This window comes from Reichenbachiella sp., from assembly GCF_039941815.1.
Lineage (GTDB): Bacteria > Bacteroidota > Bacteroidia > Cytophagales > Cyclobacteriaceae > Reichenbachiella.
In genome coordinates this window covers 16,354-31,895 of the sequence record NZ_JBDVDW010000027.1, presented here as the reverse complement: position 1 = coordinate 31,895, position 15,542 = coordinate 16,354, and the positions used below count along the sequence as shown (strand labels likewise).

The 15,542-nt window shown below is 40.1% G+C and carries 13 protein-coding genes; 6 read left to right on the top strand and 7 right to left on the bottom strand.

Features of this window, described 5'->3' with window-relative positions; all coding sequences use genetic code 11:
* Nucleotides 1-3 precede the first annotated feature (3 nt).
* From ABJF11_RS05925 to ABJF11_RS05915, 3 genes are read left to right on the top strand one after another with little or no spacing between them, the layout of a single operon-like run.
* A complete protein-coding gene (locus ABJF11_RS05925) occupies nucleotides 4-891 on the top strand; it encodes a sulfotransferase (RefSeq protein ID WP_348118751.1) in 888 nt (295 codons plus the stop codon).
* Nucleotides 892-893: 2 nt separating this feature from the next.
* The gene (locus ABJF11_RS05920; protein ID WP_348118749.1) at nucleotides 894-1,805 is read left to right on the top strand and encodes a sterol desaturase family protein; all 912 of its coding nucleotides are present in this window, start codon (nucleotides 894-896) and stop codon (nucleotides 1,803-1,805) included.
* 4 nt (nucleotides 1,806-1,809) lie between these two features.
* Entirely contained in the window at nucleotides 1,810-2,700 is an 891-nt protein-coding gene (locus ABJF11_RS05915) for a sterol desaturase family protein (RefSeq protein WP_348118748.1), read from the top strand.
* Here ABJF11_RS05915 and ABJF11_RS05910 read toward each other — a convergent pair.
* The 7 genes from ABJF11_RS05910 to ABJF11_RS05880 all read right to left on the bottom strand — a co-directional run bounded on the left by ABJF11_RS05910 (nucleotide 2,689) and on the right by ABJF11_RS05880 (nucleotide 9,422).
* The gene (locus ABJF11_RS05910; RefSeq protein WP_348118747.1) at nucleotides 2,689-3,372 is read right to left on the bottom strand and encodes a glycosyltransferase; all 684 of its coding nucleotides are present in this window, start codon (nucleotides 3,370-3,372) and stop codon (nucleotides 2,689-2,691) included. The two genes, ABJF11_RS05915 and ABJF11_RS05910, sit on opposite strands and share 12 nt — an antisense overlap.
* Nucleotides 3,369-4,400, bottom strand: a complete 1,032-nt coding sequence (locus ABJF11_RS05905) for a hypothetical protein (RefSeq protein ID WP_348118746.1) — start codon at nucleotides 4,398-4,400, stop codon at nucleotides 3,369-3,371. Before ABJF11_RS05905 ends, ABJF11_RS05910 begins: the two co-directional genes overlap by 4 nt.
* The gene (locus tag ABJF11_RS05900) at nucleotides 4,401-5,573 is read right to left on the bottom strand and encodes a nucleotidyltransferase family protein (RefSeq protein WP_348118745.1); all 1,173 of its coding nucleotides are present in this window, start codon (nucleotides 5,571-5,573) and stop codon (nucleotides 4,401-4,403) included.
* Nucleotides 5,566-7,254: an ABC transporter ATP-binding protein gene (locus ABJF11_RS05895; RefSeq protein ID WP_348118744.1), complete on the bottom strand. Its 1,689-nt coding sequence runs from the start codon at nucleotides 7,252-7,254 to the stop codon at nucleotides 5,566-5,568. The genes ABJF11_RS05900 and ABJF11_RS05895 overlap by 8 nt, the downstream gene beginning before the upstream one ends.
* Nucleotides 7,238-7,921, bottom strand: coding sequence for a glycosyltransferase family A protein (locus ABJF11_RS05890; protein ID WP_348118743.1), 684 nt, complete (start codon nucleotides 7,919-7,921; stop codon nucleotides 7,238-7,240). The genes ABJF11_RS05895 and ABJF11_RS05890 overlap by 17 nt, the downstream gene beginning before the upstream one ends.
* Nucleotides 7,911-8,360 carry a PqqD family protein gene (locus tag ABJF11_RS05885; protein WP_348118742.1) on the bottom strand — a complete coding sequence of 150 codons (450 nt, stop codon included), beginning with the start codon at nucleotides 8,358-8,360 and terminating at the stop codon, nucleotides 7,911-7,913. The genes ABJF11_RS05890 and ABJF11_RS05885 overlap by 11 nt, the downstream gene beginning before the upstream one ends.
* 111 nt (nucleotides 8,361-8,471) lie before the next feature.
* Nucleotides 8,472-9,422, bottom strand: a complete 951-nt coding sequence (locus tag ABJF11_RS05880) for a hypothetical protein (RefSeq protein ID WP_348118740.1) — start codon at nucleotides 9,420-9,422, stop codon at nucleotides 8,472-8,474.
* A gap of 373 nt (nucleotides 9,423-9,795) precedes the next feature.
* On the opposite strand from ABJF11_RS05880, the gene ABJF11_RS05875 reads away from it, so the two are divergent.
* From ABJF11_RS05875 to ABJF11_RS05865, 3 genes are all read left to right on the top strand, one after another.
* Entirely contained in the window at nucleotides 9,796-12,279 is a 2,484-nt protein-coding gene (locus tag ABJF11_RS05875; RefSeq protein WP_348118739.1) for a response regulator, read from the top strand.
* A 68-nt stretch (nucleotides 12,280-12,347) separates the two neighbouring features.
* The gene (locus tag ABJF11_RS05870; RefSeq protein WP_348118737.1) at nucleotides 12,348-13,901 is read left to right on the top strand and encodes a LuxR C-terminal-related transcriptional regulator; all 1,554 of its coding nucleotides are present in this window, start codon (nucleotides 12,348-12,350) and stop codon (nucleotides 13,899-13,901) included.
* The gene (locus tag ABJF11_RS05865) at nucleotides 13,867-15,516 is read left to right on the top strand and encodes a tetratricopeptide repeat protein (RefSeq protein WP_348118736.1); all 1,650 of its coding nucleotides are present in this window, start codon (nucleotides 13,867-13,869) and stop codon (nucleotides 15,514-15,516) included. The genes ABJF11_RS05870 and ABJF11_RS05865 overlap by 35 nt, the downstream gene beginning before the upstream one ends.
* The last annotated feature ends 26 nt before the right edge of the window (nucleotides 15,517-15,542 follow it).

Here is a 15,542-nt window from a genome sequence, read left to right as displayed (position 1 = left end):
AAAATGAAGCAGCCTGATTTTTTGTGTATAGGACTCCCTAAGTCAGGCACCACCTGGCTATACCACCATCTTCGAAATCATGAGCAAGTATGGTTGCCACCGGTAAAGGAGATTGCTTATCTGCAGGGTTTTGATACCCGTACCTATTCAACCAGGAGATTCATCACACATAAAAAATATGTGATTAAGAAAAAGATGTCTGCCTTGATGAGGAGACTGAGGGGATCAACATCGAAAAGCAACGAATATGACGCTCTCTCATGGTATCTACGATATGCACTCCTACCCGAGAGCAAGAAATGGTACCAAAACCTTTTCCCAGATGTTTCGGGTAAAATGAGAGGAGACATCAGCCCACAGTATCATGTACTAGAAGAGGCTGAAATTCAGAAAATAAAATCGATCAATCCGGAAATGAAGGTGGTGTTGATTTTGCGCGATCCGGTGGATAGACTCTGGTCACAAGCCAAAATGAAAATGTCCTCCAGAGGTACTTCCATCATGTCAAGTGCCAGCGAAGAAGATTGGACGCACTTGTTGGAACAAGGCATGCAAGAGTGTCCGGCATATGTGGATATTCTGGATAGGTGGCGGCTACATTTTCCTGATCATGTACATATTGCATATTATGATCAGCTGGCCGAAGACCCTCAGCGGTTCTTTACCAATATCCTTGAATTTCTAGGCCTGACCGTTTCCAGCAAGGAGAAGGACACGCTGAAGAAGAAGGTCTGGCAAGGTGTAGAATTTGATATATCGTCGAAACTAGAAAGGTATCTGATTGAAAAAAATCTGCCTATGGTGAAACAGTTTAATGCACAAATGGGTAACCGTTTTGTGAATGACTGGATCAAAAAATATGAACAGAACCTGACCAGAACCAAGGATTGAGCATGGATTTAATTATAGCTATAGGTGGTAGAGTCATGGATTTTGTAATAAAGTTCATGAGCCATTATTGGCAATTCTATAAAGACTCGTACCCTTTATTAATTTTCTATTTCTCTCTTCCAGTGTTGTTTTTTCTTATTGAAATATTGCTATATGGGTGGGAGCAATCATCACTTAAGAAAATCCTAAAGCCGAATGGATCTGAATTAAATGACATTGTAGGATTTATTTTCGTACAGACTCGAATTAATGAAATACTGGGTTATGGATTACTTTTAGGAGTGGCTTTGTACATTCCTAAAGGCGTTAGATCTGTTTTCGGTTATAATTTGATACAGAATATATCAAGCCCATGGATTCAAGCATTGATAGCCTTTTTTGTAATTGATTTTCTGGCGTATTGGATACATCGTCTGGAACATTGGTACCGACCGTTTTGGGAAATGCACAAATATCATCACGCCTCTACCTCGTTCAATTTTTTATCCGCTCATCGTACTCATCCGATTTCCAACGTGTCATTGAAAAGAATAATTCAGGCTATTCCAATAGCAATCATGGGGACTCCTGTAGTGTCCTACTTATTTGTATTAATTGCCAAGCGTGTGCTGGTTTTGCTGCAACATTCTGAGCTTCATTGGGATTTTGGCTGGGTAGGCCGATATATTATCCTTTCGCCTGCTGCTCATAGGGTACATCATGCAGTGGATGAAAAGTACTATAACAAGAATTTTGGTTTCATTCTTATCATTTGGGATCGTATTTTTGGCACTTGGTCAGAGCCAGATCTGTCATCAAAACCTGTAATAGGGTTGGTTGATAATCAGCTCAATCATCCCAACTATTTTGTAAATATTTTTCATTCATCAAAGATAGCATTACAGCATTTGATAGGTCGAACAAAAAATAACTAGCGCAATGGTTTCAGAGGTAATGTCTGCTATCGAAGAATTTTTGTTGAAGTTTTGGAATCACTACCTGGAGTTTTATACCAATTCTTATGAATGGATTCTGCTGTCTGTGTCTATTCCCTTTACGATCATTCTACTCGAAATCCTGCTATCAGGTTGGCAGAAGTCCTCTTTGCGCAGATTATTGCATCCGAATGGCTCAGCCCTAAATGACTGGATTTGTTTTATTCTGGTTCAGTCAAGGATACACGAAATTTTTGGTTATGGCTTACTATTAGGCATTGCTTGGTACATTCCCAAGCAGATAAAAGTGCTTCTGGGTTATGACCTGATTAGGTCCATACCTTACCCCTTTGTTCAAGTAATCATTGCCTTTATTATAGTAGATTTTTTGGATTATTGGGCCCATAGATTTGAGCACAGATCGTCAGCGCTTTGGGAGATGCACAAGTTTCATCATTCACCCACAGAATTCAATATTATATCTGCTAAGCGTGTTCACCCTATCCTGGATGTATCCTTCAAGCGTCTTATCTATGCAGTTCCATTTGCAATTTTTGGTAGTCCGGTGATTACCTTTATTGGTTTCATCTATCTCAGAGCTATCATGAGCTCTATTCAGCATTCTGAATTCAAGTGGAACCTGGGCTGGGTGGGGAAATATGTTTTAATCTCTCCTATGGCCCATAGAATTCACCATAGTGTTCAGGAGGAGCATTTTGACAAGAATCTAGGTACTATCCTCGTTTGGTGGGACAAACTTTTTGGGACCTGGTTTGAGCCTGACTCAGGACAGCATCCTGAAATTGGAGTCGAAGATAATAGACTCAATCACCCAAATTACTTTGTCAACATTTACAGGTCTACTCATTCAGCTTTCAGAAAGCTATTTGCCTAGTTTTTTTCTTTGAATGGACCTAAACGCAGCCTTGAGTATAATTTGATTGATATTTCCGTCATTCAGATGAGCATTTGAATCATGAATTCTTTTGTGCACAAGTACTTTGGCGATATGGTTGTATCGGAGGTCATGGTCAATGCATCTAAAAAACCAATCGGTATCCTCGCCTACGCTTAGCTCGGAGTCATAAGTGCCGATTCTGTCGTAGACTTTTTTATCCACCATTAAGCTTTCCATCATAAAACCCTTTACTGGTTTGTCCAGCAACTCGGTTCTGAAGCCTTGGGGCACTTCTGCACCCGGCTCTACAAAATATCCCACATCCGTAATGCTGTACTCTAATTCCGGGTCAGATTCGAAAGATTCTACTTGTAGCTTGAGCTTATTGAGATCCCATTCGTCGTCATGTGACAGAAAACAGATTAATGAACCTTTGGCTGAGGCAATACCAAAATTGTAGGCATTGGCAATTCCCTTATTGGGTTGTACGAGTACGCTTACAGATTCGTAATGAGCCGCGATATCAAGGGTCTTATCCGTAGACCCGCCATCAATAAGTAAAACCTCTAAATTTTTGTAAGATTGATTTATTATTGAATCAAGCGCCTTTGCAAGATACTTTTCTCCATTTTTTACGATTACGATTACACTTACTAGTGGTGATTTCATGATTCAAGATATTTATATATAATTTCTGGATTACGCTCGAATTCTGTGCTGAGCTCGAGAAAATATATAGGCGTCTTTTTTACAAGCGAAGACACCTTGCTGAAAGTTCTTTCTCGATTTCCTTTGAGCAGCGAAATTGTAGAGGGGGCTAGTGCCATGAGGGCATTGCTTGAGTCGGTTTTCACCAGCCGTCCTGATTTGGATCCGGTAATTTTGGGTAGAAAAATGGCATCGATGTTGAATTCATTGGTCAACTTGTCAGGCATGATCTGATTAATGAAAATTTGATATTTTTCATCGTCGACCTTAAAATCTTTTTTGTATCCTTCTAGAAATTTAAATCGACTGAGATTATCAAATTCTACCTTAGCTACATTGTATAAGCTATAGGCATCCTTTCCTGATTCGCAGTCTACCAGCATAAAATCGTCTCCCAGGTACTTCAACTCGCTATGATTGAGACAAGATAGACAGGTTGAAGATTTGCCTGAGCCGCCTTTACCTGTGAGCATGACCCCATTTTGCCCTAAGGCAATACCACCACTATGTACTGGTTGTATTCCGGTAGGTTCGAAATACCAGTCTACTATACTTCTCAGCGGAAAGCTCCTCATCCATTGAGGAAGGTCACTTATGGAGCGGATCCATATATACGCCTTTTGCTCTATACGATTATACATTCTGAGTACTCCGCACCAGGATTCGAAGGTGAGAATCAATTCTTCATCTCTATATATCTCGCCATGAGGATGCACCTTATTCCAATCCCAACATGGGGCTGGTAGATTGAGACCAGTGGTTTTCCCCTCCATCACATATACATCCAGGTCATGATTCGTGGAGGAGGGTAGCATCAAATGTGACAGAGCTGGAGAATAGAATTCGTCCGTTTTGCTGTCAAGATAGTGAGCTTTGAAAGTGTGTTTCGCAAATGAAAGGTTAAATGATTTACCAGTTGAGAGTTTTAACCCATCGTCGTATACCGATTGCAATTCACGGTAAAACGACAAGATCAGATCTTTATTCATTTACAATTTTTTATAGGGGTGTTTTACTATTCCAATCATCTGACCGATGACCTGAAATGCAGCATCTAACAAATTTTTACTACCCCAATTGGCTCTATAGTTATTTAAAAAGATCCATATTTCTTTGAAAATATTAGAGTTGTTGTAGTACAGTTTGAACTGATAGTGCCTCATCAGTATGTGTGACAATGATCCTGGCTCATGCTTTTTAACAAGCAGATTAAAGAATTTCCTTTCTGCGGACGAAACCTGGAATGTTTGGAGTTCTTGTAGTACCTCTTCTGGTATATTAGCTTTAAACTCATCCTTCAAATATTGGAATCCGCAGGATAGCCTTAGGGTATACTTTCTTTTCTTCGCAAATTTCAGAAGAAGAGGCCAGTCTATTTCTGTTTGCTTCAGAATGATTAGCGAATCACAAATCCATCTGAAGGAGGGAACCTCGTTCCACTGCATACCGTGGATGAGCGTGTGAATTAGCTGATGGGTAGGGCTCAGGGTGTATGCTGTATGATTGCCTACTTTAAAATCGATTAAACCAGACCATATTTCTTCTTCATCTGATTCCTGAAACGAATCTTTGAATGTTCGCCAGTGCAAATCAAGCTCGTCATCCTTGAAGTTGACAAGACACCGTGATCTGACAATCAATTTTTTGTAGTCTACCGACTTTTCTGAGAATTTATCTTTCCATCCGGCAGTTGATAGCTTGTCCCATGCAGAAGTGAGGTCTTTTTCACGAATAACGATATCCAAATCAGACATCGGTCTGATTCCGTCAAAACTATAGTAGAGTTTTGCCAGAGGGACTCCTTTTACAAAGAAATGCTGGATGTTATTTTCTGTCAGCACATCAATTACTTTTCCGACCTGAAAGAAGATGATTTGATTTTTAGACCAAACATAACGGTTGTAGCCTTTGATGGACTTGATGATAGGCTCTGCTGTCAGAGTCTCTGATAGATTATAATGCAATAGAGGCAACAACCGCTGCGAACCATGGTCGATTTGATCGAAAACTAAAGCCAGCAATTGTTCGCCACTTTTTTGGGTACTCAGATTAAGGGAAGACTTCCAAGCATGGAAATGTTCTTCTGCCTCAACACCTGACAGCGTACAGGCTTTGAGTAAACTCAGTTGTGCTTTGCTAGGCCAAAATTTAGAATTAGTCATCTTTCAAGTCCACTTTCTGCATAGAACCTTCTTGTAGCTCATATACTTCATCTGCAAGTTGCAAAAAATCTTTATTATGTGTGATAATTAATATGGAAGGATTGAACCACAGATTTTTCAAATTATGATAAAGTGCTTTTAATGACGCCGCATCAAGATGGTTGGTAGGTTCATCCAAAATCAAAAGTTTGGGTTGTGACATGAGCGCTCTTGCGATCGCAATTTTTTGCTTTTCGCCTCCTGATAAATTCAATCCACCTGAAAGCATAGTATCTATCCCATTGGGCAGTTGTTCTATCACAGGAGCCAAAGTAGATAGTTTCAAAATTTCATCAAACCTGTTTTCTTCTAGCTCTTCGCTGTGCCCATAGAAAATATTTTCTTTTATTGTGATATCTGAAATCACGTTTGGTTCTTGGAATATCAGTCCGATTTGTTTTCTCCAGTGCTGAATCGATATTGAGGAAAGTGCAGTTTCGCCGATAAGAATTTGACCAGACTCCGGCCTATAGAAACCCATGATTAATTTGACAAGTGTACTTTTTCCTATTCCGTTGGATCCTATAACGGCATAGGTCTTGCCTCTGTCTATCCTGAAATTGAGGCCGTGGAAGAGTGGTTTGTCCGGCGCATAGCCAAAATTTATATCTCGTAGCTGGATCGCATCATCAAAGTGTATTTGATCCCCATCGGTATTCTCCCTCTGCAGGTCAAATTTTTCCAACAGATTGAGTATAGGTTCAAGCGACTCCTTTCCAGAAAGAATTTCTGGTATGGACTGCGTGAGGTTAAACATAAGTCTTCTGAGGAGGTAGAGCACAAAATAAAACGACATCAAAGTACCGAAAGACATTTGCTCATTGATGACGAAATAGCATCCCAGTACAAGAATCATCAAGCTTATGCATGAAATGATGATATCCTGGAGCGATTTAAAGAGTGAGTGTTGCCATGCCATGGCAATACTTGAGCGTTTTAAATCTTCTAAATTATTATGTTTTACCACTTCTTCTTCCGCTTCATGTCCACTGCTTTTTATCAAATCAAAAAATCTAATGATAAAATGAGTATTGCCACTAAAAATCGAAAAATTGCTATTTGAGGCTCTAGTATTCTGGCCAATTTTTTTGCTCAGCAATTTCATTACAAGATAAAGAAATGGCCCCAGCATGGTCAGCACAAGCGTGAGTCTCCAATCCAGGTAGAACAAAATACCCAATAGACAAACTGATGAGATCAAGGAAGGAAGAAAACTCGCCACAAAGGCATTACTCATCCTGTCTATTCTCTCACTGTCATTTACGACTCGAGAGTGTAACTCATCTTTAGGGAAGGATTGAAAAACCGAATAATCAAGATATAGCAGTCCACTTAGCAGTTTCGTTCGAATCTCTTCAATGATTTGTTTAGTGATATTCAGAATCATTTTTCTTACCCATAGCCAAATAATTTGGTTCGTAATGATTAGGACCACTACCACAACCGCATTTTCTAAAATCAAATACAGGTCCTGTTTTATAAGGCCTACATCAAATATTTCTTTGACGAGAAATGTGCTGGGAATTAGTATAAATGATTGAACTATGGCTAAGGTCAGTGCAAAAAATATAGCCCCTTTTTTATCGCGATAATACGCAAAGTAGGTCTTCCACGAATCTTTTGAGTTACTTTTTTTGCGCATCAAGGTGCCTTTTCAATATTTGTGCAAAACTTGTTCTTTCGTCTTTATTTTGGAGGCTCATATTGGTGGTATGCAGACGTCTGTATGCCAAAATATGATCAATCATGTCAGTCTTGATATTTTTCCGTTGGGCTGATGCGAACCACTCAATAAAATCACCAATTTTAACTGTCGTATTGAAATTACCTACTCGCTCGAAAGATTCTTTAAGGATTAACATCGTGGTTTTACCCATGCCCTTCATTGGCTCAGCAGGACAATGTATTTTGCCAGCCTGATCAGCATTCAACTCAGGACTGATGAACTGTTTTACAAGTCCAAAGGAAGCCTCAAGATCTGAAATTTCCTTAAAACGGTTCATTTGATCTTCCAATTTACCTTCAGTCCAGAGGTCATCTGCATCGTTGAATGAGAGGAAAGTGCCCGTACTTTTAGAGATTCCAAAATTTAGCGCAGCACTCTGACCCTGATTTTCTTGATAGTAATATTGAACGGGAAATTTTTTAACCAAAAAAGCAGTGTTGTCGGTAGAGCCATCATCCACCACTATGATTTCTGTATTAGTATAGGTCTGACTGATTACGCTTTGTATACTTTCTTCTATATACTTCTCTCCATTATAAACTGGTATAATCACGCTTACCAGTGGAGAGTGACTAGTCTTCATTCTTTTTGGATTGGTTTTCTTCTGCGTCTTCTTCTTTTTGCATCGGCCAGCCTGTGGCGTCCACATCGTGAATCGGGTCCAGAAGTAGCAGATCCTGCATATCTGTAAACTTATTCAATGCCGGAGTCACGAACGCTTCGTGACGAAAAGTGACGTTGGCAGGTTTTGTAGCTGCACCTTCTTGCTCTATGAGTAGTCCTTCGGTCAGAAGTTCGTCAACCATTTTATCAAATTCCTCCGCGGCAGTGGATTCAAAATTATACTTTTCAGTAAAAATCTTATTTAGGGCCGGTCGATCGATCCCTTCTTTCAGGAACTTCCAGATATCGATTCCAGAGCCTGAATAGGAGTAATAATTTCCGTTTTCAAGATTAACGATGACTGCTTCGTCCTCAAAAAGCTCACTGCTTACTGTGGGTCTGTTTTCTATTAGCTTCATTGATTTACTTTTATTCTAGCCGGGGATTTTTGTCTATGATAAGTTGGAAAGCTAGAAATGATTCCCAATGTTAATTTATTCCAGTTTTTATTCCAATAAATAGAAGGTAAACTAGTCGTAAATGCGTTGTAGCCAGGCAAAAAGCTCCATGCTCCACGCTAAAGCGATGTGTAATATGACACCTCCCCATATCCGGCGAGAATAGAACGCAAGAATTCCAATCAGGTATCCGCCAAAAGCCGAACTGATAGCCTCTGTGATAGGCTTGCCAAAATGTAAAAACACGTAGGAGCCAACCATGGCCAGTACCGCATGCCCTCCTAATACTCGCACAAACCCGATGACCAGAAAACCTCGAAAAAACAGCTCAACATTGAGAAAATTGATTCCATAGACACTCTCATATAGTAGCATGGGTATCCATTCATCCAGCTCATGCTTTTCCGCAAATCTTACACCTCCACTAGTTAGGTACCTGGGATAATAATTGGTAAGGTCGGACATGAAGGAGGCAATTCCGATACCTATAACAACTATCACAAGTAAAATCAGGTAAGGTTTGAAATCAGTCTGGCGAAAGGTAAGCCCATACCAGTCGTAGTGCGCGTCTCTCTTCCTTTCATAGAAATAGTAGAAAATGACCAGAGGTAAAAAAAGCGTAAAAAAGGACTTGGCACGCCAAATTATCGACCTAACAAAGCGATAGTCGACCCTATCCAGATGCTCTATCCACGAATAGTGATAATAGAACGAGCGGCTGAAACCTAAAATCAGGAAGCCGAAAACAAAAAGCAACCAAAATTCTCGTGATCGAAACCAGATCGTATTGATTTTGAAAATGCTCAGCCCTACGCATGTCAGCAAAAATGGGAAAGCCATAAAGAGGCTCATGAACAACCAGTGAAGCCAGGTTCTGGAATATGAGTCAATTATCGAGTCTTCAAAATCATAGGCAAAGTTGAAATAGATACAGATAGAAATAAAGAGGCCTACTGATAGATATAGGCCGAGGTGGAAGTGCTCCTGAAGATACCTTTTGAGATAAGCCCAGATTTGATACATTTATTACGATTTATTAAAACTTATCTCCTTTTTTATACTTGGTGTCGGGAGCATGCGTTGCTCCAAATAGGTTGGAACATCAATGAGCGATATTTTTTCGATTTAACCTGGATTATGCATTAGGAATCGTGATGAAAGCATAAAGCGCAAAGAAAGAGGCACTTATATTGAAGAGGCATAGCACCGCTATGGTGATTCAATAAATATATGTTAAGTGTCTATTTCAAAGTGCTTTATGATTGGCATAGATTTTCTAATGCATATTTCAGGTTTAAATATAATTACAATATCATTGAATAGTGGAAGATTGATAGGATTGGGTTGATTAATAAAATGATTAACTTTTGGCAAGTTTTAGCAAAATGTATCTACTGTGAAAAACGCTAAGTTTTATTGGAGTCTGCTGATCCTTTTATGGGGGATTCAAGCATATGCCTCAAATGATCAGGTAGTACATCCGCAGTACTTTCTCAATGACTCCTTATCTCTCAATGACCACCTGGGTATATATATAGACCCGACCGGTGAGTTGACTATCTCAGATATTCTATTGAGAAACCCACCTTTTCTTCCTCAAACAGGTCCACTGACCAAGGATAAAGTATACTGGGGAAAGCTGACAGTTGAAAACAATCAGGATTACATCAAGCTCTATCTCCTGTATGTCGGGAAAAACGATTACATCGATTGCTACTATGTAGAAAATGATTCTCTGGTTCAGCATGAGCAAAGTGGATATCTCCGTGCAGAAGAGGTGAAATCAGTACCGAAGGGTAGCTATTATGTGCCGTTGCTGATGAGTGCCAACACTAAACAAGATCTGTATATCCGTATACAGGAGATCATACACAACGACCCGGAATTTGACTTACACTTTACCAGTGGATCAGATTGGGTATATAAAATCCTGGACACACATTTCGTAGACTTTATTTTTCAGGGCCTATTCTGGATCATCATGCTCTACAATCTCTTCATGTTTGGGTCTACCCGAAGCAAAATCTATTTGTATTATGGGGCCTATCTGTTTTGTACAGCCATCAACTATTTGTTTCTAACTGATATACTTCGCGAGTATTTCCTCAACCATACGCCGTGGCTTACCATCTATTTTATTCCTACATCGATCCTGGTCGCTGGAGCCTATTGGGTTTTTATCAATGATTTTATAAGTGTCAAAAAACACTTTACAGTATACCACAAATGGACCACTATCACTGCTTGGTCAAATTTTTCGCTATTTGTGATCTGCCTTGCAATCATACACTTCACGAAAGAAATTTATCTGGTAACTAATGTGCTGCGTGCAGCTGTACTTGTAAATGTCTTGTTGGTAATAGGTCTGATCTATAGAATCTATGATTCTAAATATGAGATGGTGAAGTACTTTATTTATGGTACCGCCGCCATGATCATCATGGCGCTCATAGACCTTATACTATGGGACCCTTCCAGCTCACAAGCCAATTTTGTGAAATATGGTCTGCTTGCGGAGATTGTGGTTTTCTCTCTGGGACTCGCACAGCGTAAGAAGATTCAGGAAAAAGAACGGCGCAAGGCACTAAACAAGCAGATAGATCAACTAAGAGTAAACGAAAGTCTGGCGCAATGGCAGAAGGAAGAGTTGGAAAAAATCATTGATCACAGGACGACGAAGATCAAGAAAAAGAATAAAAAATTGAAAAGGGCAATCAAAAAAGCAGAGACTGCTGCCCGGGTTAAGTCAGATTTTCTATCGGTGATGAGCCATGAGATCCGGACTCCTATGAACGCCGTCATAGGAACCATACACCTGCTGCTGGATGAAAACCCCAAGAAAACTCAACTGGAGCACTTGAAGACCTTAAAGTTTTCGTCAGAAAATCTACTCATACTTATCAACGATATCCTTGACTATAGTAAGGTAGAATCAGGCAACGTGGAGCTCGAACATATTGATTTTCATTTGAGAGAACTGACCAAAGGGTTGGGAAATACCTATGAGCAGCAAGCAGCGGAGAATGGAGTAAACTTTAACATACTGATCGATCACAACATCCCCTCTATGTTGAAAGGAGATCCTGCCAGACTTACTCAGATACTCAACAATCTAATCAGCAATGCTTTTAAATTTACCCCTAAAGGGGAAATAAAGCTCCTCATACATCTTTTGGCAAAAGGCAACGGGCGTGTAAAACTTGAGTTTGCTGTGGAAGATACGGGTATTGGCATATCTAAAGATAAGCTGAAACTCATTTTCGAAAGCTTCACTCAGGCTCATGCGGATACCACTCGGAAGTACGGGGGAACGGGCCTTGGGCTTGCCATTACTAAAAAACTGATCAAACTTTTTGATAGTCAAATCTTTGTAAAGAGCAAGGTAAAACGAGGGTCGAAATTCTACTTCTCCCTATATATGGAAGAAGCGGGCCATGCCAACGCCGCAGTAGTGGTAGACGATGTCATGATGAAAGAAAAAGTCAGGGACAAGAGAGTACTTGTCGTAGATGACAATGAAATAAACCTCATGATGGCTAAAAAATTCCTCGACAAATGGGGGCTAATTAGTGATGTGGTAACTTCTGGAAAACTGGCACTGGAGCAGGTGTTTAATGCCGACTATGATCTGATTCTTATGGATTTGCAAATGCCAGAAATGGACGGCTATGAGGTCACGTCCACCATCCGATCATTGGATAATCTGGAGCTAAAAAACATTCCTATCGTCGCAGTTTCGGCAGATACCTATGAAAATGTAAAGTTGAAAATTGCCGAAGTTGGGATGAATGATTTTCTGTCCAAACCATTTAATCCGATTGAATTGTTGACCATAGTGTATGAGTATACCAGAGGTCAGTCGGAGACATCGAACGTATAAGCAGCAGTGGAAAAATATTTTATCTTCATAACGCATATTTACACCGCTTTTGAATTCTAATATTTAGCATGAAACCATTTTCCACCCTGGTACTTTATTTATTTTTTGCTGTTTGGCAAAACCACCTTTTGGCTCAAGCCAATTTTGTCATTTCTCCTGACGATACGCTCTATGCTGCTAGCCTAAAAAAGATAGAACGCAATCGTAATCCATACAAGGTGATGGAGGTACTCAGTCAGATTGGCAATATTGAAGATTGCAAAAACGATAGCCTTCGAGCTGACTTGTACTATTTCTATGGATCTGCTTTTGGTCAACTCGGAAAATTTGATTCGTCACATTATTTTCTATCAAGGGCTCTTGTCATATCTAGTACTCGCAACCTTCCTGTCAATCATGTAGGTACTTTGATCGCCCAAGGCAACGTGTATTGGGGGATGCAATTTTATCATTTGGCATTGGAAAAATATCAGGCTGCGTTGGAGCTGACTGAGAAAAATGACGGTGAAGAATTTTACACCTTCCATGTCATGATCCTGGGCAATATCGGCGGCATATATGCACAGCTGGGTGAGCACGACAAGGCGTTGGACTACGTGATCAGGAGCAACCGGATAGGCGTGAAAACCAACAATCTCAGACCACGGAGCCATCTAAAAATAGGACGCTATCTACTAGATGTGAATAGGCCAAGTGAAGCACTTGATAGTCTGCATCAATCCATAAAACTTATCCAGTTGCACAATGATTCGGTGGCGTTGGCACATTGCTATGAATATATGAGTACGGCTCATTTGAAACTATCTAATTATGACTCAGCAGAGTACTATTTGCTCCTCTCAGAAAAGGTAGGCTTACTTCTCAATTACAATCTTGATCAATTGCCCATAAACAAAGGAAATCTGGCACTAAAAAAAGGATCTGTAGCACAAGCCAAAGCACATTATTTACTGGGATTGGAGCAATATCTGGAACAGGGAAAATTGGAGGAGCAGGCAGAGACCTATATGCTGCTAAGTCAGCTGGCCAAACAGACCCAGGCCGATGCATTGGCACTTAGCTACTATGAGCAATACAAGCAATTGACCGATTCCATCAATTCAAAAGAGAGATCCATTAGAGTACATGAGCTTCAGACCAAATTTGATGTAAAAAAGAAAGAAGATCAGATTGCAAGACTGACTATGAAACAAGAACTATCGGAAGCTCAATTGTCGGAGGCCCGATGGCAAATTATTATGGTTTCTTCTGGCGCCGCCTTTGTAGTCATCTTGGCTGTAGTATTTTTCATTTTTTATAAAAAGAAACAGCGTGCCGATCAAATGGCCCAGCATCTTCAGTATGAAGCTCTACAAAAAAGATATCTTGAACTAGTAAATGGACCTACGACTTTCGATCTGCATCTACAGCTGGATGAGTTGAATCAGCGCCTGGTCAATCCACTGACCGAAAGGGAGTACGAAGTGCTACAGCTGAGCCTGACAGGAATGACCAATAAGCAAATAGCAGACAAAATTTTTGTATCTGTAAGTACAATTAAATTTCATTTGGGGAATGTCTATAATAAATTTGGTGTGAATAATAAAAATGAAGCACTGGAATATGTGGTCAAGACCTCTTAGTTTTTTTACTTTATTTATGGCTCTGGTGAGTTTTCCAGCCAGTGGCCAGTCATCCATAGAGGAGGCTTATGCCAATAAGCAGTACGATGAGGTCATTCGACAAACGGATTCACTATTACTGATTTCTTCAAAATTTGAAACGGCTCGACTGTACCAGTTACGAGCCGATGCCTGGTACTATCTGGGAGAGCTCGAGTTGTCCCTAGAAAACTATTTTCAAGCCATTCACGCAGGAGAACAGTCAGAGATCAGGAACGATTTATTATTAGTAGAATGCTACAGTCACGCTGGGTTTTGCTATCGAGAAATGGGCTTGTATCAGAAGGCCTTTCCTCATTATGAGCAGTCGCTCTCAATTGCCAAAAGTATCAATGACTCAGTAGAAAGCGCCCAGCAGTACTACAACCTTGGTACTCTCTATCAATACCTTGGTGATTTTGAAAATGCGATTAAGTTGTTGGACAGTGCCTATCAAATGGATCTGGCTTTAAAAGATACTGTGGCCTTGGGTTTTGATTTGGGTTTTTTGAGTGAGCTCAAGTTTCAGATAGGAGATCTGGATAATGCCCTTTATTATGCAAAAGAATCTTTGGTTTTGCTTCCTCCCGGCGGAGGTAATGCCAACTCCCATGCCAATAGAGTAAAGCAGGTAGGAAGTATTTTTCTTGAGCGTGGCATGCTCGATAGCGCATCATTTTATTTAGAAGCAGCAGAAAAAGAATATGTAGAAATAAAGGATCAATGGCGTCTGGCTAGTTGCTGGCTTGAATTGGCGAAGCTAAAAACAAAGGAGAGACAATATAGCAAAGCGGTAGATTTTGCCGAGCGAGCCAACGCATTCTATACTAAAAAAGGCGACAGTCAATATCTGATTCTTTCCAACAATGTGCTGGCCATGACTTACAGTGAAATGATGATGCTGGATAAGGCACAAGAGCTTTTGATTGAAAATCAGCACAAATGCGAGCAACTTGGGAATATCAAAAACCTCAGAGACAATTATAAGCTTCAATCCGAATTGTTCGCTAAAATAGGCGATCATAAGGCCGCAGAAGAAGTGAAATTGAAGTTGCAGGAACTTGAGAATTCTTTGAACGAATTCACAAACAAAGAGCAACTAAATAGGCTCGCACTGCAAGTAAAATTTGATAAACTTGAGCAGGAGAATCAGATCTTGATCCAGAGTAACCAATCTACACATCAAAGACTTGAAGACAAAAGTAGCAAACTGGTTTGGTTGACCACAGGAGGTCTTGCCCTATTCATTGTATTGATCGCAAGCTTTTATCTGGTACGAAAAAATCTACGTGAGAAAAATAAAAGGTTAGAAAATGATCTCCTCGACCTTAGAGAACACATCAAGGTATTGCTAGAAGGAGATGCATCTAATTTGCAGGTAGATTTAAGCGAAATCAACGAATGCCTCTCCGCACCATTGACAGATCGGGAGTTTGAGATACTAGGTCATGCCATAGGGGATTTGAATAATTCTGAAATTGCTGAAAAAGTCTTTGTCTCTGTAAACACCGTCAAATACCATCTCAAAAACATCTACGATAAGCTGGGTGTTTCCAATCGAAAGCAAGCCTTGGGCTACGTGTTAAGGAAAAAATAAATATACGTCACATAATAATTCAACAA